Origin of the sequence: Sphingomonas bisphenolicum (assembly GCF_024349785.1) — a bacterium.
Lineage (GTDB): Bacteria > Pseudomonadota > Alphaproteobacteria > Sphingomonadales > Sphingomonadaceae > Sphingobium > Sphingobium bisphenolicum.
This window is the reverse complement of sequence record NZ_AP018817.1, coordinates 3,556,198-3,575,413: the sequence shown is the minus strand read 5'-3', so window position 1 is coordinate 3,575,413 and position 19,216 is coordinate 3,556,198. Positions and strand designations below refer to the sequence as shown.

Sequence of the window (19,216 nt, the reverse complement as noted above, 5' to 3'; positions counted from 1 at the left end):
GCGAATGTGCGGCCGGAAGAAAGAGCGAACCGGCCAGATGGAAGGCGCGGATCGGAAAGCCGCGTCTTTATGTGTTGAAGGGATGGGCGGTTGCGTGGCGGGCGGCGGATGGATAAGGAAAGCGCGGAGCTTCTGGCCCGTCGGCCCGTGCGAAGGAATATCTGCCTGTGAAAGTGTCTCATATCGCCGTGACTGCCATGCTGGCCCTCGCTCTGGCCGGCTGTTCGCGCCGGGGCGAGATCGACGCGACCGGCGGCATCGTCGCGGTGCGTTCGGCCTGCCCGACAGCGGCGATCCCGGCGCAGACTGGCGACATCACGCTCTTTAGCGCTCCAGGCCGCACCGACGCGGCGGCGATCGACGTGGTGGCGGAAATCACCAATCTGCGCTCGACCTGCGCGGAGAGCGATCAATTCTATACCGAAGCGACCTTCACCGTGAATGCGCGGCGTAGCGACGCCAGCGCGGCGCGGCAGGTGACCTTGCCCTATTTCTCCGCCGTGGTGCAGGCCGGCACCAATGTCGTCGCCAAGCGCGTCGGCCAAGTGACGCTAAACTTCGCGGCGGGCGATTATCGCGCCAGCGCGCAGGCCAAGGCCGGTTCCTATGTGAACAAGGCGGCGGCCACGCTGCCCGCCGAGATCCAGACCAAGATCACGCAGAAGCGCAAGGCCGGCGACGCCGACGCCGCGATCGATCCCTTCGCCCAGCCCGACGTCAAGGCGGCGCTGCAGCGAACCAGCTTCGAGCTGCTCGTGGGTTTCAACCTGACCCAGGATCAGCTCCGATATAACGCGACCCGTTAAGCCCGCTAAATTATCTCCGTTCGGGCTGAGATGAAGTCGAAGCCCGGCACTGAGCGGAGCGAAGTGGCTTCGCCTTCGGCTCTGCCAGGCCCTTCGACTTCGCTCGGGGCGAACGGACGTTGAAGGAAATGCCCGTGTCCCTTTACACCCGTTTCACCGCCCATCTCGACGCCGTGCTGGACGCGCTGGAGGCCGAGGGCGTGCTGCCCGCCGGTCTCAATCGCAAGCCGGTGACGGTCGAGCCGCCGCGCGACCCCAGCCATGGCGACCTGGCCACCAACGCCGCGATGGTGCTGGCCAAGCCTGCGGGCACCAATCCGCGCACGCTGGCCGATGCGATCGTGACGAAGTTGCAGGCGCTGGACGAGGTTGAGAGCGCGGCGATCGCCGGTCCCGGCTTCATCAACCTGACGCTCACCGATCCGACCTGGCGCGCGGAGCTGGCCGCGATCCATGCCGATGCCGCCGATTATGGCCGGTCCGACATCGGGCAGGGCGTGACCGTCAATGTCGAATATGTGTCGGCCAACCCGACCGGCCCCATGCATATGGGCCATTGCCGCGGCGCGGTGGTGGGCGATGCGCTCGCCACGCTGCTGGAATATGCCGGGCACAAGGTGACGCGCGAATATTATATCAACGATGCGGGCGGGCAGGTGGACGTGCTCGCCCGGTCGGCGCATCTGCGCTACGCGCAAGCGCTGGGCGAAGATGTCGGCGCGATCCCCGAAGGCCTGTATCCCGGCGATTATCTGGTGCCGGTGGGACAGGCGCTGGCCGCCGAATATGGCGACCGGTTCGTCGGCGCCCCTGAAGCCGACTGGCTCGTGACCTTCCGCACCTTCGCGGTGGCGAAGATGATGGACATGATCCGCGACGATCTGGCGCTGCTGGGCATCCATCACGACATCTTCTCGTCCGAAGCCGAGTTGCAGGCGGCGGGGAAGCCGGACGAGGCCGAAGCCTGGCTGCGCGCGCATGACCTGGTCTATGACGGCGTGCTGGAAGCGCCCAAGGGCGAACTGCCCGACGACTGGGAGCCGGTGGAACTGCCGCTGTTCCGCTCGACGAAGTTCGGCGACGATCAGGATCGGCCGATCAAGAAGTCGAACGGGTCATGGACCTATTTCGGCGCCGACATGGCCTATCATTACCAGAAGGCGCAGTCCGCCGACCAGTTGATCGATATCTGGGGCGCGGACCATGCCGGTACGGTCAAGCGCATCCAGGCCGCCGTCGCCGCGCTGACCGAGGGCAAGGCACGGTTCGACGTGAAGCTTATCCAGATGGTCCGCCTGCTGCGCGACGGCGAGCCGGTGAAGATGTCCAAGCGGGCTGGCAATTTCGTGACGCTGGCCGATGTCGTGCAGGAAGTGGGCAAGGATGTGGTCCGCTTCACCATGCTGACGCGCAAGGCCGATGCGCAGATGGATTTCGACTTCGCCAAGGTGGTGGAGGCGTCGAAGGACAATCCGGTCTTCTATGTCCAGTACGCCCATGCGCGCATTGCCTCGCTCGGCCGGCGGGCGGAAGAGGCCGGGATCGTCCTGCCGGCGCCCGACCTGTCCCTTCTTGGGACGGCGGAATTGGCGATCGTCAAGCTGGCGGCGCAGTTCCCGCGGGTGGTGGAAGGGTCGGCGCTGGCCCGCGAACCGCATCGCGTTGCCTTCTATCTCAATGACTTGGCCTCCGCCTTCCATGGCTGGTGGAATATGGGCAACGACGATCCGCGCGCGCGCGTCATAGTGGCCGACGATCCGGCGCTGACCGCCACGCGGCTTTTCCTCGCCCAAGGAATAGGGCAGATTATCCGCAACGGCTTGGCGCTCATGGGCGTTGCGGCCCTGACGGAAATGCAGTGAGGCGCGGGAAATGAGCGATTATGCGCGTGGGCGACTGGATCTGGACGATGAGGATCGTCTGCCCTGGCTGGAGCCGGCTATCGACGACGACGGTGACGAACCGATCTCGCCGCTGCGGCTGCTGGGCCTGATCCTGCTTGGCCTTGCGCTGATCGGCGCGGTGGTGGCGGGCGTCTGGTGGATGCAGAACCGCAATGGCGGCGGTGGCGCTGGCGAGGGGCGGTTGATCGCCGCGCCGACGCAGGATTACAAGATCGCCGCCAACGAGGCCGACGCCAAGAAGTTCGATGGCGAAGGCGATGCCAGCTTCGCCGCCAGCGAAGGTGTGCAGCGCGATGGCCGCATCGACCCGAGCCGGGTGCCCGAAGCGCCGATCGCCAAGACAGCGCCTGCGCCCGCCGGTCCTGCGCCAGCCGCTCCGAACAAGCCGGCCGCCAGCGTGACCGCGCGCGTGACCGACGAAACCGGCGTCCGCCCGGCGCAAGCGCCCAAGGCGGCTGCCGGTGGCGCGATGATCCAGCTCGGCGCCTATGGCAGCGCGTCAGGCGCCAAGGATGCCTGGACCAAGCTGTCCAAGCGCTTTGCCTATCTCGCCCCGCTCGCCATGACGGTGGAGCCGGCGCAGGTCGGCGGCGGCACCGTCTATCGCCTGCGCGCGAGCGCCGGGAGCCAGGCGAGCATGATCTGCGGCAAGCTCAAGGTCGCTGGCGAAAGCTGCCTGGTCGTCAATTAAAGGCGTGTCGGCCGGGCAGGTGGGATGGCGATCGGGTGGACAAGGACGTCCGCCTGATCGACAAGCTGTCATGGCCGACAAGAAACTGACCCGCGATAGCATCGCCGCTGCTGCTCTGGACCTTCTCAACGAACAGGGACTGGATCAACTGAGCCTGCGCAAACTGGCCGCGCGGCTCGATGTGAAGGCACCCTCTCTCTATTGGCATGTCGCGGACAAGAATGCGCTGCTGGCATTGCTGGCGGAGAGCGTGTTCGTCGATTGTCTGGCGCGCATTCCGCCGGGCGAGCATTGGCATGACTGGTTGCGTGCGTTCGGTCGGGGGCTGTGGCGGGCGCAGAAGGACATGCGCGACGCCGGACGGTTGATCCTGATGACGGCGCAGGACGAGGCGGTTCTGGTGCGGATGGAGCACGCCGTCCTCGCGCCCTTAACCGCACTGGGTTTGAGCGCGCCACAGGCTTTGTCGATGCAGGCGTCGGTTCAGGCGTTCGTCACCGGCTGGACCAGCTTTGCCCAAGGCCCGAATACGGCCTATTTACAAGCCCATATATCGATCGATACGGCCTTTGCGCAGGGGCTGGACGCCTTGCTGCGCGGGTTCGATCACACCATTGACCCTGAAAACTAACAGTGTTAGTCTAACATCGTTAGTTTGATCGGGGCCAGCGCCAAAATCGCGCGGCCCGTGATACAGGGAGAGGCGCATATGTATCCATTTCGGGAAGGCAGCTTCGCGGTTCGCAACGGCTGGTATGTCGCGGCCTTCCGCAACGAATTGGGGCGCGAACTGATCGCGCGCACGATTCTCAACCAGCCGGTCGTCCTCTATCGCAAGGAAGATGGCGAAGCGGTCGCGGTAGGCGGGCGATGCCCGCACCGGCATTTTCCGCTCGGCAAAAGCTGCCTGACCGGCGACACGATCGTCTGCGGCTATCATGGCATCGCCTTCGGGGCCGATGGCCAGTGCGTCGATATCCCCAGCCAGAATGTCGTGCCGCGCGCCTATCGCATACCCAGCTATCCCCTGGTTGAACATGGGCTGTGGGCGTGGATCTGGATGGGGGATGCGGACAAGGCGGATATATCGCTGCTGCCCGATCTGGACGAGATCGGCGTCACCGCGCCCGGCATGGTCGCGCGGCCTTTCTATGTGCAGGAGGTGCTGGGGCGCTATCAATTGCTCAACGACAATCTGCTGGACCTATCGCACCTGGCTTATCTCCATGCCAGCAGCATCGGCACGGCCGAAAACGCGTCGGCCCCCGAAGTGCTTACCAAGAGACCGGGTTTCCTGAGTTGCCGCCGCACGATGCGTAATGCGGATGCGCCGGCGGTGATGGCGGCCGCGGGGCGCTATGCCGGCAAGATCGACCGGGTGACGGGAATGGACTTCTACCTGCCCGGCTTCCATGCCGGCATCGGCGATATGGCCTATCCCCAGGATCATGCCGAGCATCCGGGCGAAACTATCGTAACCAGCCGGGTCTTTCACGCTGTGACGCCTGCGACGCACGGAAGTTGCATCTATTTCTTCGCCATGGCCTCCGAGGATGACGCGGGGATGGATTTCATGTTCGACTATCTGCGCCCGGTGCTGGAGGAGGACAAGTTCGCCACCGAGGAGATTGAGAAGATGCTGGCGGTGATCGGCGAAAATCCCGACGAGCTGCTGATCAAGACCGATCGCAACGCAGTGGAGGGTCGGCGGATGCTACAGGCGATGATGGACGCCGAACGCGCCGTGGCTGCCGAGCCACTACCGGCCTGACAAAGGCCACGCCACGGCTGCCGTCGATTATGGCGGCCATGGCGATTCTGCTTCGACAGCGCGCGTTAGGGGCGCTAGTCTGCCGCCCATGAAACCCGTCATCTTCGGTCTGTCCGGCGAAACCCTGACCGGCGACGAGCGCGCCTTCTTTGCGGAGGCGCAGCCCGCCGGTTACATCCTGTTCAAGCGCAATATCGCCGATCGGGCGCAGTTGCGCGCGCTGACCGACGAGCTGCGCGGGCTGCATGGGCGCGACGACCTGCTGATCATGATCGATCAGGAAGGTGGCCGGGTGGCGCGGATGCAGGCGCCGGTGTGGCCCAGCTTCCCGGCGGGCGCGCAGTTCGACCGGCTCTACGATCTTGCCCCGTCCAGTGCGATCGCGGCGGCGCGCGCCAATGCCCGCGCCATCGCGCTGACTCTGGCGGAAGCCGGCATCACCGTCGATGCGCTGCCGCTGCTGGACGTGCGGCAGGAGGGCGCGAGCGACATCATGGGCGACCGCACGCTGGGCGCCGACCCGATGCGCGTCGCGGCGCTGGGCCGCGCCACGCTGGAGGGGCTGGCTGAAGGCGGCGTGGTCGGCATCGTCAAGCATATGCCGGGCCATGGCCGGGCGATGGTCGACAGCCATCTCGACCTGCCGGTGGTGACCGCCAATCTCAACGCGCTGGAAACCGACCTGGCGCCGTTCCGCACGCTCAACCAGGCGCCGATCGGGATGACCGCCCATGTCGTCTATACCGAATGGGATGCGCAGCGCCCCGCCAGCCTGTCGCCGACGATCATCGGCGAGATCATCCGGCAGCGGATCGGCTTCAACGGGCTGCTCATGTCCGACGATCTGGACATGAAGGCGCTGAAGGGCAGCATACCCGACCTTGCCGCTGGCGTGGTCGCGGCGGGATGCGATCTGGCGCTCAACTGCTGGGGCCGGATGGACGATATGGTCGGGATCGCGGCGCTGTTGCCGGAGATTACGGACAAGGCGCGCGCGCGGCTCGACCGGGCGATGGCGTCGGTCGCGCGGGGGCGGACCAGCCTCCGATCGCGGATTTGCTGGCGACGCGGGATTCACTGCTGGGACTTGTGGCGGCCTGACAGTGGACGATCTCTTCATCGCGCCTGCCATCCCCAGCCCGGAAACGCTGACCGTCAGCTTCGACGCCTGGGAAGGGCCGCTCGACCTGCTGCTCAGCCTGGCGCGGACGCAGAAGGTCGATCTGCGCGAGATTTCCATCCTCGCGCTGACCGAACAATATCTCGATTTCATCGACGGCGCGCGGGAATTGCGGCTGGAACTGGCGGCGGATTATCTGGTGATGGCGGCCTGGCTCGCCTATCTCAAATCCTCGCTGCTGCTGCCGCGGCAGGAACAGGCCGATCCCAGCCCCGAAGACCTGGCGCTGCGGCTGCAACTGCGGCTCCAGCGGCTCCACGCCATGCGCGATGCGGCTGCCCGGCTGATGGCGCGCGACCGGGTCGGCCGCGATGTCTTCGCCCGGCGCAAGCCCGAAGGGCTGCGGCTGGTCAAGAAGGCGCTGTGGCGGGCCAGCCTCTACGACCTGATCCAGTCCTATGGCCAGATTCGCGCCCGCACCCAACCGGCGGTCCACATCATCGCGGTGCGGCCGGTGATGACATTGGACGAGGCGATCCAGCGAGTGGGCGCGCTGGTGGGCTCGGCGCTCGACTGGACCCGGCTCGAATCCTTCCTGCCGCCCGATCTGGATACGCCCAAGGCGAAGTCGGCGCTTGCCAGCAGTTTCGTCGCGGCGCTGGAACTGGCGCGGCAGGGGCGGCTGGAGATGCAGCAGGACGGCATTTTCGCGCCGCTCTATTTGCGTGCCGCCACGCCGAATCAGGATGCTTTGGCATGACCGCGGAACCCGACGACTTCCTGCGCGCGGTGGAGGCCGCGCTGTTCGTGGCGGAAACGCCGCTGACGCCGGCCGAGATCAAGCTGCATGTGGGGGAGGGCGGCGACCTCGACGCGGCGCTTGGCGCGCTGGCCGACCATTATGCCGGACGGGGCGTCAATCTGGTCGAGCGGGGCGGCCGATGGCATTTCCAGACCGCGAGCGACCTCGCCCATATCCTGCGTCGCGAAAAGGACGAGCCGCGCAAATTGTCGCGCGCGGCGATGGAGACGCTGGCGATCATCGCCTATCACGAGCCGGTGAGCCGCGCGGAAATCGAGGCGATCCGCGGGGTGCAGGTGGCCAAGGGCACGCTCGACGTGCTGATGGAAGCGGGCTGGGTGCGCCCCGCCGGACGGCGCGAAGTGCCGGGGCGGCCGCTCATCTATGCGACGACCGTAGATTTTCTGTCACATTTCGGGCTTAGCAGCCGGCGCGACCTTCCGGGAATGGACGATCTGCGCGCTGCCGGCCTGCTCGACCCGGTCGATTTGGCGCTGGAGGGTCTGGGCGGCCAATCCGTTGTGGAAAATGACGAGGAAGACGCCTAGATAGGCCTTCTGCTAGGAGTATTGAAAGATGGGTTCCTTTTCGCTGATGCACTGGGTGATCGTGCTCCTGGTGGTCATGCTGCTGTTCGGCGGCGGTCGCATATCCGGCCTGATGGGCGACGTGGCCAAGGGCATCAAGAGCTTCAAGAAGGGCATGGCCGACGACAGCGACGACGATGTGACGCCTGCCAAGCCCGCGACGCGCCTGGAAGGCCATCGCGTGCCCGAGCAGGACGCGCCGGGTGCGACGACGGCGTCCGAAGAAAAGACCAAGGCCTGATCCTCTAGCGCAGGCCGGTAGTCCCGCATGTTTGGTATCGATTCGTCCGAATTTCTGGTGATCGTGATCATCGCCGTGATCGTGATCGGGCCGAAGGATCTGCCGCGCGCCTTGTACAAGGTGGGGCAGATCGTCGGCAAGGCGCAGGGCATGGCCCGCCATTTCCGCACCGGCATCGACGCCATGGTGCGCGAAGTGGAGCTGGAAGAGCTGGAAAAGAAGTGGGCGGCGCAGAACAAGCGGATCATGGACGAGCATCCGCCCGAAGTCGCCCCGCCCGAAGCGCTGCCGGCGCCGGACGAAGCGGATGCTGGCGACAAGCCTCCCTATGTGGCGGAAACGCCGGCCGAAAAGCCGCTTTTCGTCGCCGAATCGGCCCCCGTGACGCCCGCGGCGGCGGACGGTCCGCCCTATGTAGCGGAGGCGTCGGCGGAGCTTGGTACCCCGCCGCACAAGGGTGACGCAGCGGCATGATCGGGGATATCGACGACAGCAAGGCGCCCTTGCTCGACCATCTGATCGAGCTGCGCGGCCGTTTGCTCAAATGCGTCTATGCGCTGGTGGCGACCGGGGCGATCTGCTTCTATTTTTCCGAACAGCTGTTTGCGATCCTGGTCCATCCGCTCAAGGAAGCGTTCGGCGACGGCGGTGGCAAGCTGGTCTACACCAAGTTGTACGAAGCCTTTTTCGTGCAGGTGAAGATCGCGTTCTTCGGCGCCTTCTGCCTGTCCTTCCCGATCATCGCCAACCAGCTCTGGGCTTTCGTCGCGCCGGGTCTCTATGCCAAGGAAAAGAAGGCGCTGCTGCCCTTCATCCTGGCGACGCCCTTCCTGTTCGCGATGGGCGCGAGCCTCGCCTATTTCGTGGTGATGCCGACCGCCTTCCACTTTTTCCTGGAGTTTCAAGGCAACAGCAGCGGCCTATCGGTCGAAGCGCTGCCCAGCGCGGACGCCTATCTCGGCCTCGTCATGCAGTTCATCCTGGCCTTTGGGATCAGTTTCCTGATGCCGGTGCTGCTGATGCTGCTCAATCGCGCCGGTTTCGTCACCCGGGCGCAACTGATCGGGTTGCGCCGCTACATGATCGTTGCGGCGTTCATCCTGGCCGCCGTGTTGACGCCGCCCGATGTGGTGTCGCAGCTGATGCTCGCGATCCCGCTGCTGCTGCTTTATGAAATCACCATCGTCGCGATCTGGTTTACCGATCGCAGGGCGGCGAAAGTGGAAGCGGCGGAGGAGGCCTCGGCCTGAGCCGGTGCTGGGTTGTCTGGCGGATTGCCGACATTTCACTTCGTCATGCTGAACGTGTTTCAGCATCCATGGTGCGCCAAAAGCCTTGTCCCATTTGGACAAATGGACCCTGAAACAAGTTCAGGGTGACGATGCTTAAGAGGTGGCCCAAACCCATTATTCCACCTCATCTCCACCCCAAAAAAAGGCCCGCCGTTTGACGGGCGGGCCATGCTAGGGAGCGGGGTAGTAAACCGAAAGTCTGCGCGACCCTTAGTTCGCGGATTTTTCCACGGCCTTGCCAGCGCTCTGCACGTCGCGGCCTGCGCCTTCGACCGTGTTGCACGCGGCAACCATGAGCGATCCGGTGAGCAGCACGGCGGCCAGAATCTTCTTCGTCATCGGAAAATCTCCTCGTCAAAATCTGTGACCGGATGGCGACGCCATCGCAGTGACGAAGCAAGAACCCGCGCTGCACGGATACGTTCCGCAGGCGAAAAGAATAATGATTTCAAAGGGGAAAGCCCCGGAAAAATTCTGAGCCCGGAACGCGTCGGGGGGGGGAAGCGATCCGGGCTCATATTTTTTGGATAGCAAGAGCGGGGGGCAAAAGATTTGCTATCCGGAATGTAGAACCCGCCATCGCGCAAATCGGTTCCCGTTCGGCGCCGAAAAAAGCATTTTTTAATATGCTTTTTTTCCAGTCACTTCGATGATCACCGGATCGTTAACCGCAAGAAAGTGGCGTTTCGGGCAAAAACATACGTCAAATGAGTGGGCGGCCGCTGTTGCGATATTCCGGCCGGATGGTGGATTCCGGCAGGCCGTCATCGGCGGGCTGGAGCGACGGTGCGGGCGTCCAGCCGGTGCGCGGCGCGGCCGGCGCCGGGGTCGGGGCGGGCGGCGTATAGGGTGTCGCCAGCATCTCGACCGGCTGCACCGGGCGCGCGGGCCAACTGGTGCGCGCCGGTCCCGAAATCGTCTCGCGCCCAAGATAAGGGTCCGAAAAGGCGGCGGCCGTGCCGTTGAAGCCGGGATTGCGATAGAAGATATGCGCGCCGATCACCGCCACGGCCTGCAGGCTGGAGGACCATAGGGGGCGTACCGCCAGCGTGTGATAATGGGTGGCGAGGCCAACGGGGGCATAGACCTTGCCCGCCAGTGCGTCTCCCGCCACGCGCCGCGCCCGGACCCAGGCGGCGGCGGCCGGCATCCGGGCCATCGCGCCGTCGCAACTGAAGGTGAACTGGCATTTATAGTCGGTGCGTTCCGACCCCTGATAGACGACGCCGCAGACCGTATTGGGCCAGAGCGGGCTGCGCACGCGGTTCAGCACCACCTGCGCCACCGCGCGCTGGCCGTCATCGGGTTCGTTGGCGGCTTCATAATAGATGGCGGAGGTCAGGCAGTTGAGCGCGCGATAGCTGTCGAGGCCGGTGAGGCCGCGAAAGACCATGGCGGGCGCGGCCTTGGCTTCGTCCAGGCCCAGCACATGTTCGCTCTGCACCGTGGCGACGCCGGGCACCGGATCGAACGCGCCTTCGGCGTAGAAAAAGGCGGAGCCGGGGAAGTTCGCGCCCGAATCCTCGGCCGGATCGGCCAGCGACCGGCTCTGTTCGCCATCCAGCATGTCGAGCGGCGCGGCGGTGATCAGGCGCGGCGCGACGAGCAGCAGCAGCGCGATCAGGGCGATCGCGCCATGGCCCTTCCACCCCTGCAACTGCGCAAGAAAACCCATGCCAAGCCCTAGTCGTCGCGCGACCCCATGTCGCCCAACCCGCCCTTAGCCCAATTTTCTTTTCCTTTCCTCTATGCATTTGGCCTGTGCCGCGATGGGACGCCGGAGGGTGAAAAGATTAACCGGGCAAAGATTGACGGGGCGATGAAATGGCCGCTTTCGCGTCGGCATCATTCCCTTGCTTGGCAAAGTCGCGCCCGCTCCGCTATGCGGGTGTCATGCTGCTTCAACCCAATAGTCTCGCATTGATCGGCAACACGCCGATGGTGCGCCTCGCCGGCCCTTCGCAAGAGACGGGCTGCGACATTTTCGCCAAGTGCGAATTCGCCAATCCCGGCGCCTCGGTCAAGGACCGGGCGGCGCTGTTCATCGTCAACGATGCCGAGGCAAAGGGGCTGCTCCAGCCCGGTGGCACCATCGTCGAGGGGACGGCGGGCAATACCGGCATCGGCCTGGCGCTGGTCGCCAATGCGAAGGGCTACAAGACGATCATCGTCATGCCCGAAACGCAGAGCCGCGAGAAGATGGACACGCTGCGCGCGCTCGGTGCGGAGCTGGTCACGGTGCCGGCCGCCCCCTATTCCAACCCCGGCCATTTCGTCCATACGTCCCGCCGACTGGCCGAAGAGACGGAAGGGGCGATCTGGGCCAACCAGTTCGACAATATCGCCAACCGCAAGGCGCATATCGTCGGCACGGCCGAGGAAATCTGGACCCAGATGGACGGCCGGATCGACGGCTTCACCTGCGCGGCCGGCACCGGCGGCACGATCGCGGGCGTGGGCCTGGGCCTGAAAGCCAAGGATGAGGCGATCACCATCGCGCTCAGCGATCCGCATGGCGCCGCGCTCTACAGCTATTATGCGACGGGCGAATTGAAGTCCGAAGGGTCGTCGGTGGCCGAGGGGATCGGCCAGGGGCGGATTACCGCCAATCTGGAAGGTGCGCCGATCGACACGCAGTTCCGCATTTCCGACGCGGACGGCATGGAGTGGGTGCGCCGCCTGCTGAGCGAGGAAGGGCTGTGCCTGGGCCTGTCTTCGGGCATCAACGTCGCGGGCGCGGTGGCGCTCGCGCGGGAGCTCGGGCCGGGCAAGCGGATTGCGACCATCCTGTGCGACACCGGCTTCCGCTATCTGTCGACCCTCTACAACCGGCAGTGGCTGGAATCTAAGGGCTTGACGGTATTCCCCTGGCTCGCGCAGACTGCATGACCGCCGACACGGGTCGCGGCGAAGAGGTCCAGAGCGTCACCATGGCTGAAACGCCCCGCCGACAGGAAGGGTTACAGCGCGTCCAGATCGGCCTGACCGGTCTGGCGGGTGTGGTGCTGCTGGTGGGCCTGGCCAATATCGTCATCGAAAAGGCGCGGATGGACGATGCCGCGCTGCCGCCGCCGGTGGTGCCGACGCTCAGCACGAACGGCAATGCCGTGTCGCCGCGCGATCCGCTGGCCGAGCTGGGCGTGCAGCCCGCGCCGGAACAGGCGCCGATCGTGCCCGACCTTCAGCCCGATCCCAATATCCGCAAGCCCATGGACCGCGACCCCGCGCAGCAGCAGCGCTGAGCGATGCAGCCGGGCCGGGATCGCCGCCGATGATGGCGGGGCTGAAACGATTCCTGTGGCTTTGGCTGCCGCCGCTGGCGATTGTCCTGATCGGCCTTTGGCGCGCCTGGCTGACCGGGCAGGCCGATCCCTGGGACTGGGGCCTGCCGATGGCGTTGCTGCTGGCGGGCGCGGGCCTGCTGCTGGCGCGGCGCGGCCCGGCGATGCTGACCTGGGTGGGGATGGGTGGCGTCGGGATGGCGCTGCTCTTCTGCACGGTGGTCGCGCGCCGCGCGCCGGATGGCATGGCGGCGCTGGGGCTGCTGGCCGTCGCGCTGCTGGCCGTTTTTGGCGGGGCGGCGCTGCGCCACTCCCCGTTCGCTTCGAGCGAAGGCGAGAAGCCTGGCGCGAACACGTCTCGACTGGGCTCGAAGCGAATGGGCCTGGGCATGATTTTCCTCGTGCTGGCGGCGCTGCTCCTCTGGCGCGGTCCCGCTCAACCGTTGCAGCCCGTACCGGATCGTCCAAGGCTAGCCGTCATCACTGGCTTGCCGCTCTTCTGGAACGAGTCGGGGCCACAGGACGCGCCCATCGTCAAGCTCCTGCGCACCCGCTTCACCGTGATCCCGATCGACGATCCGGTTCAGCTCAGGGCATCGGGCGCACGGCGACTCCTGCTGGCCCAGCCGCGCGCGCTGACGCCCGCGCAACTGGTCGCGATCGACAAATGGGCGGGGGCGGGCGGCACGGCGCTGGTGCTGGCCGATCCGCTGCTGCGCTGGCCGTCCGACCTGCCGCTGGGCGATCGCCGCCGCGCGCCGTCCGCCAGCCTGCTGGGCGCGCTGCTCGACCGTTGGGGGTTCGCGCCACCGGGCGTAGTGGATCAGGCGGAAATCCGGCATTTCCTGCCCGACGGCCCGCTCATCACCCTGTCGGGCGCCGGGCGGTCGGCCGACGCCCTGATGCAGCGCAAGCGCATCGGCAAGGGCGCGGTGCTGCTGCTGGGCGACGCCGATCCGCTCGACGACCGGCTGTGGCTCGCCGATCCCGCCTATCCCCTCGACCCGCGCCATTGGGTGGCCGACACGCCCGCCCTTGTCGTTCAGTGGCTGGGTGGGGCGTCCATTCCCGGCGACCGGCGCTGGATGCGGGAGGCGCAGGACGTCACCCGCGCGATCCGCTGGGCGCTCCTGGCTGGGACGATATGGGCGATATTGGGCGCGATTCTGCTCCGCCTCGAAAGGCGGGGTCCGGCTCCCGGAACAAAAGGAGAAGATGGCGGCGCGAAAGATAACAATTCCAGTTAGTCCCGTATTTCACCGTCTTTTCCCATCACTACCCATGCTTTCCCATTGCAGTCACCCCCTATGCTTGATAGGTAAATCGGCATTGGGGTTCGTCAGGCTTTGCGTTGTCCTGTGCGCTGGATGGTGTTCTCATGATTCCGGCGACAGGCGGCCTGCGCCCCGAATAAAAGGGGTCGGTTGCCAGCGTGTCGGACGTCATTCTCTATTCGGGCAACGCATTCAGCGTCGCGGACGGCAAGGGCCGTTTCGTGCTGCCCCTGGAGATGCGCAAGCTGGTCACCCAGGCCAGCGGCGGCCAGAACCGCCTGTGCCTGTCGATCCATATGGACAATGGCTGCGCCACTGGCTTTGGCCTGTCCCACAAGCAGTTTCTGTTCGACGAGGTCGAAAAGCTGGAACGTCAGGCCTATGAGGCCGGGCGCGATTTCAACGCCGATCTGGAACGCGAAAACCGCCTCGGCACGATCGAGGACGTCAATTTCGACGATGCCGGCCGTTTCTTCCTGCACCCTGATATCAAGGATGAAGCCGGCATCACCGACGCGATCTTCTTCTATGGCGTGGGTCGCTATTTCCAGGTCTGGAAGCCCGAAGCGCTGGTCGAAAGCCCCGATCGCCCGGCTTTGATCCGCAACAAGGTGCGGCGCTGGATCGACGCGCGTGCGGAAGGGGCGGCCAGATGAGCGACGCGCCCCACATCCCCGTCCTGATCGACGAAGTGCTGGACGCCCTCGCCATCGCCCCCGGCGAGATCCATGTCGACGGCACCTTCGGCGCGGGCGGCTACAGCAGCGCCATGGCCCGTGCCGGCGCGCAGGTCTTTGCCTTCGATCGCGACCCCGATGCGATCCGCGAAGGGCAGGCGGTCGCCGACGCCCATGGCATCACGCTAATCGCGGGCGAATTTTCGCGCATGGCGGAATTGCTGGCGGAGCGCGGCATCGACAAGGTGTCTGGCATCACGCTCGACATCGGCGTGTCGTCGATGCAGCTCGACCGCGCCGAGCGGGGCTTTTCCTTCCAGTCGGACGGCCCGCTCAGCATGACGATGAGTCAGGACGGCATGAGCGCCGCCGATTTCCTCAACAGCGCGTCGGAAGAGGATATCGCCAACGTCATCTATCGCTATGGCGACGAGCCGCGGTCGCGCCGGGTCGCCCATGCGATCGTCGATGCGCGCCCGCTGGAGCGCACCGGCCAGCTTGCGGCCGTGGTCCGCCGCGCGCTGGGGCACAAGCCGCATGACAAGAAAGACCCGGCCACCCGCACCTTCCAGGCGATCCGCATCCATGTGAACCGCGAACTGGAAGAGCTGGAACTCGCGCTCGACGCGGCCGAGGAACTGCTGGAGGAGGGCGGTCGCCTCGCGATCGTCACCTTCCACAGTCTGGAAGATCGAATCGTCAAGCAGTTCCTGCGCAAGCGCAGCGGCGGCGAGGGGGCGGGGTCCAGACATCTGCCCGAACGTGCCGCCGGGCCGCAGCCGACCTTCGCCAAGCCGGCCAAGGCGGTGCGTCCGGGCGACGCGGAGCTGGTGCGCAACCCCCGCGCCCGATCGGCCACCCTGCGTGCCGCCGTCCGTACATCCGCCCCCGTTTCCTCGTCTCCCCGGAGTGCCCGCTCATGATCGCCGTCAAGAGGTTGCAGAGCCTGATCTGGGTGATCCTGGTCGCACTGGGCGCGCTGGGCGCCTATATGGTGTCGCTCAAGGTCGCGACCGAGCGCAACGAGTTGATGAAGGTGCGTGCGCAGATTGCGGGGGCGAAGGGCGACATTCGCTATCTGGAAACGGAATTCAGCGCGCGCGCCTCGATGCGCCAGCTCGAAAGCTGGAACCAGCATGATTTCATGTATGCGACGCCCAGCGCGCAGCAATATCTGGGCGGCGAGCGGGCGCTGGCGCATCTGGACGGCGTCCAGCCCAATGGTCCCGACTATGTCGCGCCGCCGGTGATGGTGGCGATGGTCCAGACCCCCGCCGACCTGCCGTCCGCGCCGCAAAAGGCGCCCGAAAGCCCGGCTGCGACCCAGATTCGCAGCGATATCGCCGTGATCCGGGAGGCCCATGCCGCCGATGCCGTCGACAAGCTGCCCAAGCCTGCGCCCCGCACCCCGGCGCAGCAGGCCAAGGTTGACGCCGATGTGACCAAGCCCAATCCGATCGCGCGCAAGGCGGAGCGGATGGCGATGCTCGACGCCAAGCTGCTGGACGACAGCACGCTGGGCGATCTCAGCGCCAAGGCGGCGCGCGAGAAGCGCAGGGAGGCGCGCTGATGGCCACAATCATTGTCCAGCCAGGCGGGGAGCGGGCGGGGCGGCAGCGGGTCAACCTGACCGCCATCGCCCACAACCGGCTGATGCTGCTGCTGATCCTGTTCCTGGCTATCACCTCCATCCTGATCGGCCGACTCGCCTGGGTCGGCATTTTTGCGCATGGTGCGACGGGCGACGGCAGTCTGTCCGCCTTCCTGCCTGCACGCGCCGACATCGTCGATCGCAACGGCGTGCCGCTGGCGCGCACCATGGACGCCTATTCTGTGGCGGTCCGCCCGTCCAAGCTGATCGGTGAGCCGGCCGAACTGGCGCGCAAGCTGCACGAAATCTTTCCCGATGAACCCGAGGCGGCCTTCTACAAGAAGCTGCGTGGGCGCGGCTGGGCCTATCTGCGCCGCCGCGCGCTGCCCGAACAGGTGGCCGCAGTGAACGCGCTGGGCGAGATCGGCATCGAATTTCCGCGGGAGAAGGAGCGGCTCTATCCGCAGCGCACGCTCGCGGCGCATGTGCTGGGCTTCGCGCCCAATGCCGATGGCGTGGGCGGCATGGGCGTGGAGGCCGCGTTCAACGACCGGCTGACCGACGCCGCGCAACGCGGCAAGCCCTTCGCCGTGTCGATCGACAGCCGGGTGCAGGGCGCGCTGGAAAGCGAACTCTATGCGCAATTGGTACAGACGCGGGCCAAGGGCGCGGGCGGCATCATCATGGACGCCAATACCGGCGAGATCATCGCCATGGCGTCGATCCCCGTCTTCGATCCCAACAAGCTGCAAAATTATGCGGGCAAGACGTGCAGCGAATCGCCGCTCTGCAACCATATGGTGCAGGCGCGCTACGAACTGGGTTCCTCGTTCAAGCCGCTGTCGATCGCCGCAGCGATGGACGCGGGCGTGGTGACGTCGATGAGCAAGCGGTACGACGCCACCGCGCCGCTTGCGGTCGCGGGCTTTCGCATCAAGGACGACCATGCGATGGGCCGCTGGATCAACGTGCCGGAAATCCTGGTTCACAGTTCCAATATCGGCACGGCACGGATCGCGGACGAAATGGGCGCGGCGCCGCTCCAGAAGATGTTCCGCAGCCTGGACTTCGACCAGCGCGCGCCGATCGAGTTCAACGAGCGCGCCAAGGGCATCTGGCCGTCAAGCTGGGGCCGGATCACCAGCATGACGACGGCCTATGGCCATGGCATTGCGGTCACGCCACTGCATCTGGCAGCCGCCTATGCCGCACTGGTCAATGGCGGCATATGGCGCCCCGCGACCGTGCGCAAGCTCAGCCCCGACGAAGTGCCGGAGGGACGCCGCGTCTTTTCCGCCGCCACCAGCGCGCGGATGCGGCAACTGTTGCGGATGATCGTGTCGGCGGGTACAGGACGAAGCGCCGACGCCAAGGGATTCCGGGTGGGCGGCAAGACGGGTTCCGCCGAAAAGCCTCAAGAGGGGCGCTATAACAAGACTTCGCTGGTGACGACTTTCGCTTCTGCCTTCCCGATGGACAATCCCCGCTATGTCGTCGTCGCGATCATGGACGAGGCGACGGGGCAATATGGCCTGCGCACGGCCGCCTGGACCGCCGCGCCGGTGGTGAAGCGGGTGGTTGAGCGCACCGGTCCGATGCTGGGCGTATTGCCGGACGAGAGCCGCGATGTCGATATTTCCGACCTGATGCCGTTGCTGCACGGCGACAAGGAGAAAGAATGATGCGCCTTGGCTCGCTGGTCGACGGTCTGGACGCTGCGATATCGGGTGAGGCTGGCGCGGGTGCCGGCCTCGATTCGTCGGTGACCGGTTTCGCCATCGACAATCGCAAGGTCGCGCCCGGCACCGTCTTCGGCGCGTTCCAGGGGCTGCGCGTCAATGGCGAGGATTATATCGCCGACGCCGTAAAGGCGGGCGCCGTCGCCGTGGTCGCCCGGCCGGAGGCGAAGGTCGACGGCGCGATCCACATCGCCCACGCCAATCCCCGCCGCCTGCTGGCGCTGATGGCGGCGCGCTATTTCGCGCCGTTCCCGGACGTAACCGTCGCCGTCACCGGCACAAACGGCAAGACCAGCACGGTCGAGCTCGCGCGCCAGCTATGGCGGATGATGGGGCATAAGTCCGCATCGATCGGCACGCTGGGCGTCACCACCGCGGTCGATCAGGTGTCGACCGGCCTTACCACGCCGGACATCGTCACCTTCCTCGCCAATATGTCGGGCCTGCGCCGCGAGGGCATCACCCATGCCGCGTTCGAGGCGTCTAGCCATGGGCTGGACCAGTATCGCACAGAAGGGCTGCCGGTAATGGCGGGGGCCTTCACCAACCTGTCGCGCGACCATCTCGACTATCATGGCGACATGGATCGCTATTTCGACGCCAAGATGCGGCTGTTCGATGAAGTCGTTTCGGCGGATGGCGCGGCGGTCGTCTGGGCGGACGATGGCTGGTCGGACAAGGTCATCGCGCGGGCTACGAAGCGGGGGCTTCGTGTGCTGAGCGTCGGGGTGCAGGGACAGGCGCTGCGCCTGGTCAACCGCACCCCGACCCAGTTGGGCCAGGCGCTGGAGATCGAAGCGGATGGCAAGATTTATAAGGTCAACCTGCCGCTGATCGGTGCTTATCAGGCCGCCAACGCCCTTACCGCTGCGGGCCTCATCATCGCGACCGGCGGAGACACGGCCAAGGTGCTGGAACTGCTCGGCCGGGTCCAGCCGGTGCGCGGACGCCTTGAACGCGCCGTCATCAGCAAGGCGGGGGCACCCGTCTATGTCGATTATGCCCATACGCCCGACGGGCTGAAGGCCGCGATCGAGGCGCTGCGCCCGCATACGCGCGGCAAGCTCATCACCCTGTTCGGCGCGGGCGGCGATCGTGATGCGGGCAAGCGCCCGTTGATGGGCAAGGTCGCGGCGGAACTGTCCGACCATGTCATCGTGACCGACGACAATCCACGCTCCGAAGAACCCTCCGCCATCCGCGCCGCCGTGCTGGCCGGCGCACCGGAGGCGCAGGAAATGGGCGGTCGCCGCGCCGCGATCGCGGCCGCGATCGCCATGGCCGGCGCGGACGACATCGTCCTGCTGGCGGGCAAGGGGCATGAGCAGGGCCAGATCATCGGCGACCGCGTGCTGCCCTTCGATGACGTCACCGTGGCGCGGGAGTGCGCGGGTTGATGCTTAACCCCCCTATATCCGAATCGAACCGGGGTTGGCGCTG

Annotated in this window: 20 protein-coding genes and 1 pseudogene; 19 read left to right on the top strand and 2 right to left on the bottom strand. The window is 65.9% G+C overall.

Annotated elements, in window-relative coordinates:
• The first annotated feature begins 197 nt into the window (after window positions 1-197).
• The 11 genes and pseudogenes from SBA_RS17780 (at window position 198) to tatC (ending at window position 9,172) form a co-directional block, all read left to right on the top strand.
• Window positions 198-806: a hypothetical protein gene (locus SBA_RS17780; protein WP_224548524.1), complete on the top strand. Its 609-nt coding sequence runs from the start codon at window positions 198-200 to the stop codon at window positions 804-806.
• A 134-nt stretch (window positions 807-940) separates the two neighbouring features.
• Window positions 941-2,668 carry an arginine--tRNA ligase gene (gene argS / locus SBA_RS17775; protein ID WP_261935367.1) on the top strand — a complete coding sequence of 576 codons (1,728 nt, stop codon included), beginning with the start codon at window positions 941-943 and terminating at the stop codon, window positions 2,666-2,668.
• A 10-nt stretch (window positions 2,669-2,678) separates the two neighbouring features.
• On the top strand, window positions 2,679-3,401 hold the full coding sequence (locus tag SBA_RS17770; RefSeq protein ID WP_261935366.1) for an SPOR domain-containing protein: 723 nt from the start codon (window positions 2,679-2,681) through the stop codon (window positions 3,399-3,401).
• 70 nt (window positions 3,402-3,471) lie between these two features.
• Window positions 3,472-4,032, top strand: a complete 561-nt coding sequence (locus SBA_RS17765) for a TetR family transcriptional regulator (RefSeq protein WP_261935365.1) — start codon at window positions 3,472-3,474, stop codon at window positions 4,030-4,032.
• A 78-nt stretch (window positions 4,033-4,110) separates the two neighbouring features.
• Window positions 4,111-5,172, top strand: a complete 1,062-nt coding sequence (locus tag SBA_RS17760; RefSeq protein WP_261935364.1) for a Rieske 2Fe-2S domain-containing protein — start codon at window positions 4,111-4,113, stop codon at window positions 5,170-5,172.
• Window positions 5,173-5,260: 88 nt separating this feature from the next.
• A pseudogene (nagZ, locus tag SBA_RS17755) lies at window positions 5,261-6,273 on the top strand (beta-N-acetylhexosaminidase).
• A 2-nt stretch (window positions 6,274-6,275) separates the two neighbouring features.
• Window positions 6,276-7,052 carry a segregation and condensation protein A gene (locus SBA_RS17750; RefSeq protein WP_261935363.1) on the top strand — a complete coding sequence of 259 codons (777 nt, stop codon included), beginning with the start codon at window positions 6,276-6,278 and terminating at the stop codon, window positions 7,050-7,052.
• Window positions 7,049-7,642 (top strand): SMC-Scp complex subunit ScpB, encoded by a 594-nt coding sequence (gene scpB / locus SBA_RS17745; RefSeq protein ID WP_224548376.1) that lies wholly within the window; start codon window positions 7,049-7,051, stop codon window positions 7,640-7,642. The genes SBA_RS17750 and scpB overlap by 4 nt, the downstream gene beginning before the upstream one ends.
• A gap of 28 nt (window positions 7,643-7,670) precedes the next feature.
• Entirely contained in the window at window positions 7,671-7,922 is a 252-nt protein-coding gene (locus tag SBA_RS17740; protein ID WP_261935362.1) for a twin-arginine translocase TatA/TatE family subunit, read from the top strand.
• A 27-nt stretch (window positions 7,923-7,949) separates the two neighbouring features.
• The gene (gene tatB, locus SBA_RS17735; RefSeq protein WP_261935361.1) at window positions 7,950-8,396 is read left to right on the top strand and encodes a Sec-independent protein translocase protein TatB; all 447 of its coding nucleotides are present in this window, start codon (window positions 7,950-7,952) and stop codon (window positions 8,394-8,396) included.
• Window positions 8,393-9,172 (top strand): twin-arginine translocase subunit TatC, encoded by a 780-nt coding sequence (gene tatC / locus SBA_RS17730; protein WP_224548380.1) that lies wholly within the window; start codon window positions 8,393-8,395, stop codon window positions 9,170-9,172. Before tatB ends, tatC begins: the two co-directional genes overlap by 4 nt.
• Before the next feature lie 252 nt (window positions 9,173-9,424).
• On the opposite strand, the gene SBA_RS17725 is transcribed toward tatC, so the two are convergent.
• Both SBA_RS17725 and SBA_RS17720 read right to left on the bottom strand, forming a co-directional pair.
• Window positions 9,425-9,553, bottom strand: a complete 129-nt coding sequence (locus SBA_RS17725; RefSeq protein WP_056683165.1) for an entericidin A/B family lipoprotein — start codon at window positions 9,551-9,553, stop codon at window positions 9,425-9,427.
• Between the two features lie 364 nt (window positions 9,554-9,917).
• Entirely contained in the window at window positions 9,918-10,889 is a 972-nt protein-coding gene (locus tag SBA_RS17720; RefSeq protein WP_261935360.1) for a cell wall hydrolase, read from the bottom strand.
• A gap of 218 nt (window positions 10,890-11,107) precedes the next feature.
• Here SBA_RS17720 and SBA_RS17715 point away from each other — a divergent pair, with 218 nt between their 5' ends.
• From SBA_RS17715 to SBA_RS17680, 8 genes are all read left to right on the top strand, one after another.
• Window positions 11,108-12,103 carry a cysteine synthase A gene (locus tag SBA_RS17715; protein ID WP_224548382.1) on the top strand — a complete coding sequence of 332 codons (996 nt, stop codon included), beginning with the start codon at window positions 11,108-11,110 and terminating at the stop codon, window positions 12,101-12,103.
• A gap of 41 nt (window positions 12,104-12,144) precedes the next feature.
• Window positions 12,145-12,456, top strand: coding sequence for a hypothetical protein (locus SBA_RS17710; protein ID WP_315975815.1), 312 nt, complete (start codon window positions 12,145-12,147; stop codon window positions 12,454-12,456).
• Between the two features lie 29 nt (window positions 12,457-12,485).
• Entirely contained in the window at window positions 12,486-13,742 is a 1,257-nt protein-coding gene (locus SBA_RS17705; RefSeq protein ID WP_261935359.1) for a GldG family protein, read from the top strand.
• Between the two features lie 185 nt (window positions 13,743-13,927).
• Complete coding sequence (locus SBA_RS17700) at window positions 13,928-14,425, top strand: division/cell wall cluster transcriptional repressor MraZ (RefSeq protein ID WP_224548385.1); 498 nt, start codon at window positions 13,928-13,930, stop codon at window positions 14,423-14,425.
• The gene (rsmH, locus tag SBA_RS17695) at window positions 14,422-15,369 is read left to right on the top strand and encodes a 16S rRNA (cytosine(1402)-N(4))-methyltransferase RsmH (RefSeq protein WP_224548386.1); all 948 of its coding nucleotides are present in this window, start codon (window positions 14,422-14,424) and stop codon (window positions 15,367-15,369) included. Before SBA_RS17700 ends, rsmH begins: the two co-directional genes overlap by 4 nt.
• Window positions 15,366-16,016 carry a colicin transporter gene (locus tag SBA_RS17690; RefSeq protein ID WP_261935358.1) on the top strand — a complete coding sequence of 217 codons (651 nt, stop codon included), beginning with the start codon at window positions 15,366-15,368 and terminating at the stop codon, window positions 16,014-16,016. The genes rsmH and SBA_RS17690 overlap by 4 nt, the downstream gene beginning before the upstream one ends.
• Window positions 16,016-17,719: a peptidoglycan D,D-transpeptidase FtsI family protein gene (locus tag SBA_RS17685; protein WP_224548388.1), complete on the top strand. Its 1,704-nt coding sequence runs from the start codon at window positions 16,016-16,018 to the stop codon at window positions 17,717-17,719. The genes SBA_RS17690 and SBA_RS17685 overlap by 1 nt, the downstream gene beginning before the upstream one ends.
• Entirely contained in the window at window positions 17,719-19,173 is a 1,455-nt protein-coding gene (locus SBA_RS17680) for a UDP-N-acetylmuramoyl-L-alanyl-D-glutamate--2,6-diaminopimelate ligase (protein ID WP_261936785.1), read from the top strand. The genes SBA_RS17685 and SBA_RS17680 overlap by 1 nt, the downstream gene beginning before the upstream one ends.
• Window positions 19,174-19,216 lie beyond the last annotated feature (43 nt).

Excerpts from the sequence above, each read along its gene's own strand:
- SBA_RS17760 (WP_261935364.1), top strand. The coding sequence starts at position 4,111 with ATGTATCCATTTCGGGAAGGCAGCTTCGCGGTTCGCAACGGCTGGTAT.
- SBA_RS17685 (WP_224548388.1), top strand. The coding sequence starts at position 16,016 with ATGGCCACAATCATTGTCCAGCCAGGCGGGGAGCGGGCGGGGCGGCAG.
- SBA_RS17715 (WP_224548382.1), top strand. The coding sequence starts at position 11,108 with ATGCTGCTTCAACCCAATAGTCTCGCATTGATCGGCAACACGCCGATG.
- SBA_RS17705 (WP_261935359.1), top strand. The coding sequence starts at position 12,486 with ATGATGGCGGGGCTGAAACGATTCCTGTGGCTTTGGCTGCCGCCGCTG.
- SBA_RS17725 (WP_056683165.1), bottom strand. The coding sequence starts at position 9,553 with ATGACGAAGAAGATTCTGGCCGCCGTGCTGCTCACCGGATCGCTCATG.
- SBA_RS17765 (WP_261935365.1), top strand. The coding sequence starts at position 3,472 with ATGGCCGACAAGAAACTGACCCGCGATAGCATCGCCGCTGCTGCTCTG.
- SBA_RS17720 (WP_261935360.1), bottom strand. The coding sequence starts at position 10,889 with ATGGGTTTTCTTGCGCAGTTGCAGGGGTGGAAGGGCCATGGCGCGATC.
- SBA_RS17780 (WP_224548524.1), top strand. The coding sequence starts at position 198 with ATGCTGGCCCTCGCTCTGGCCGGCTGTTCGCGCCGGGGCGAGATCGAC.
- tatC (WP_224548380.1), top strand. The coding sequence starts at position 8,393 with ATGATCGGGGATATCGACGACAGCAAGGCGCCCTTGCTCGACCATCTG.
- scpB (WP_224548376.1), top strand. The coding sequence starts at position 7,049 with ATGACCGCGGAACCCGACGACTTCCTGCGCGCGGTGGAGGCCGCGCTG.
- tatB (WP_261935361.1), top strand. The coding sequence starts at position 7,950 with ATGTTTGGTATCGATTCGTCCGAATTTCTGGTGATCGTGATCATCGCC.
- SBA_RS17770 (WP_261935366.1), top strand. The coding sequence starts at position 2,679 with ATGAGCGATTATGCGCGTGGGCGACTGGATCTGGACGATGAGGATCGT.
- rsmH (WP_224548386.1), top strand. The coding sequence starts at position 14,422 with ATGAGCGACGCGCCCCACATCCCCGTCCTGATCGACGAAGTGCTGGAC.
- SBA_RS17740 (WP_261935362.1), top strand. The coding sequence starts at position 7,671 with ATGGGTTCCTTTTCGCTGATGCACTGGGTGATCGTGCTCCTGGTGGTC.
- SBA_RS17710 (WP_315975815.1), top strand. The coding sequence starts at position 12,145 with ATGGCTGAAACGCCCCGCCGACAGGAAGGGTTACAGCGCGTCCAGATC.
- SBA_RS17690 (WP_261935358.1), top strand. The coding sequence starts at position 15,366 with ATGATCGCCGTCAAGAGGTTGCAGAGCCTGATCTGGGTGATCCTGGTC.
- SBA_RS17680 (WP_261936785.1), top strand. The coding sequence starts at position 17,719 with ATGCGCCTTGGCTCGCTGGTCGACGGTCTGGACGCTGCGATATCGGGT.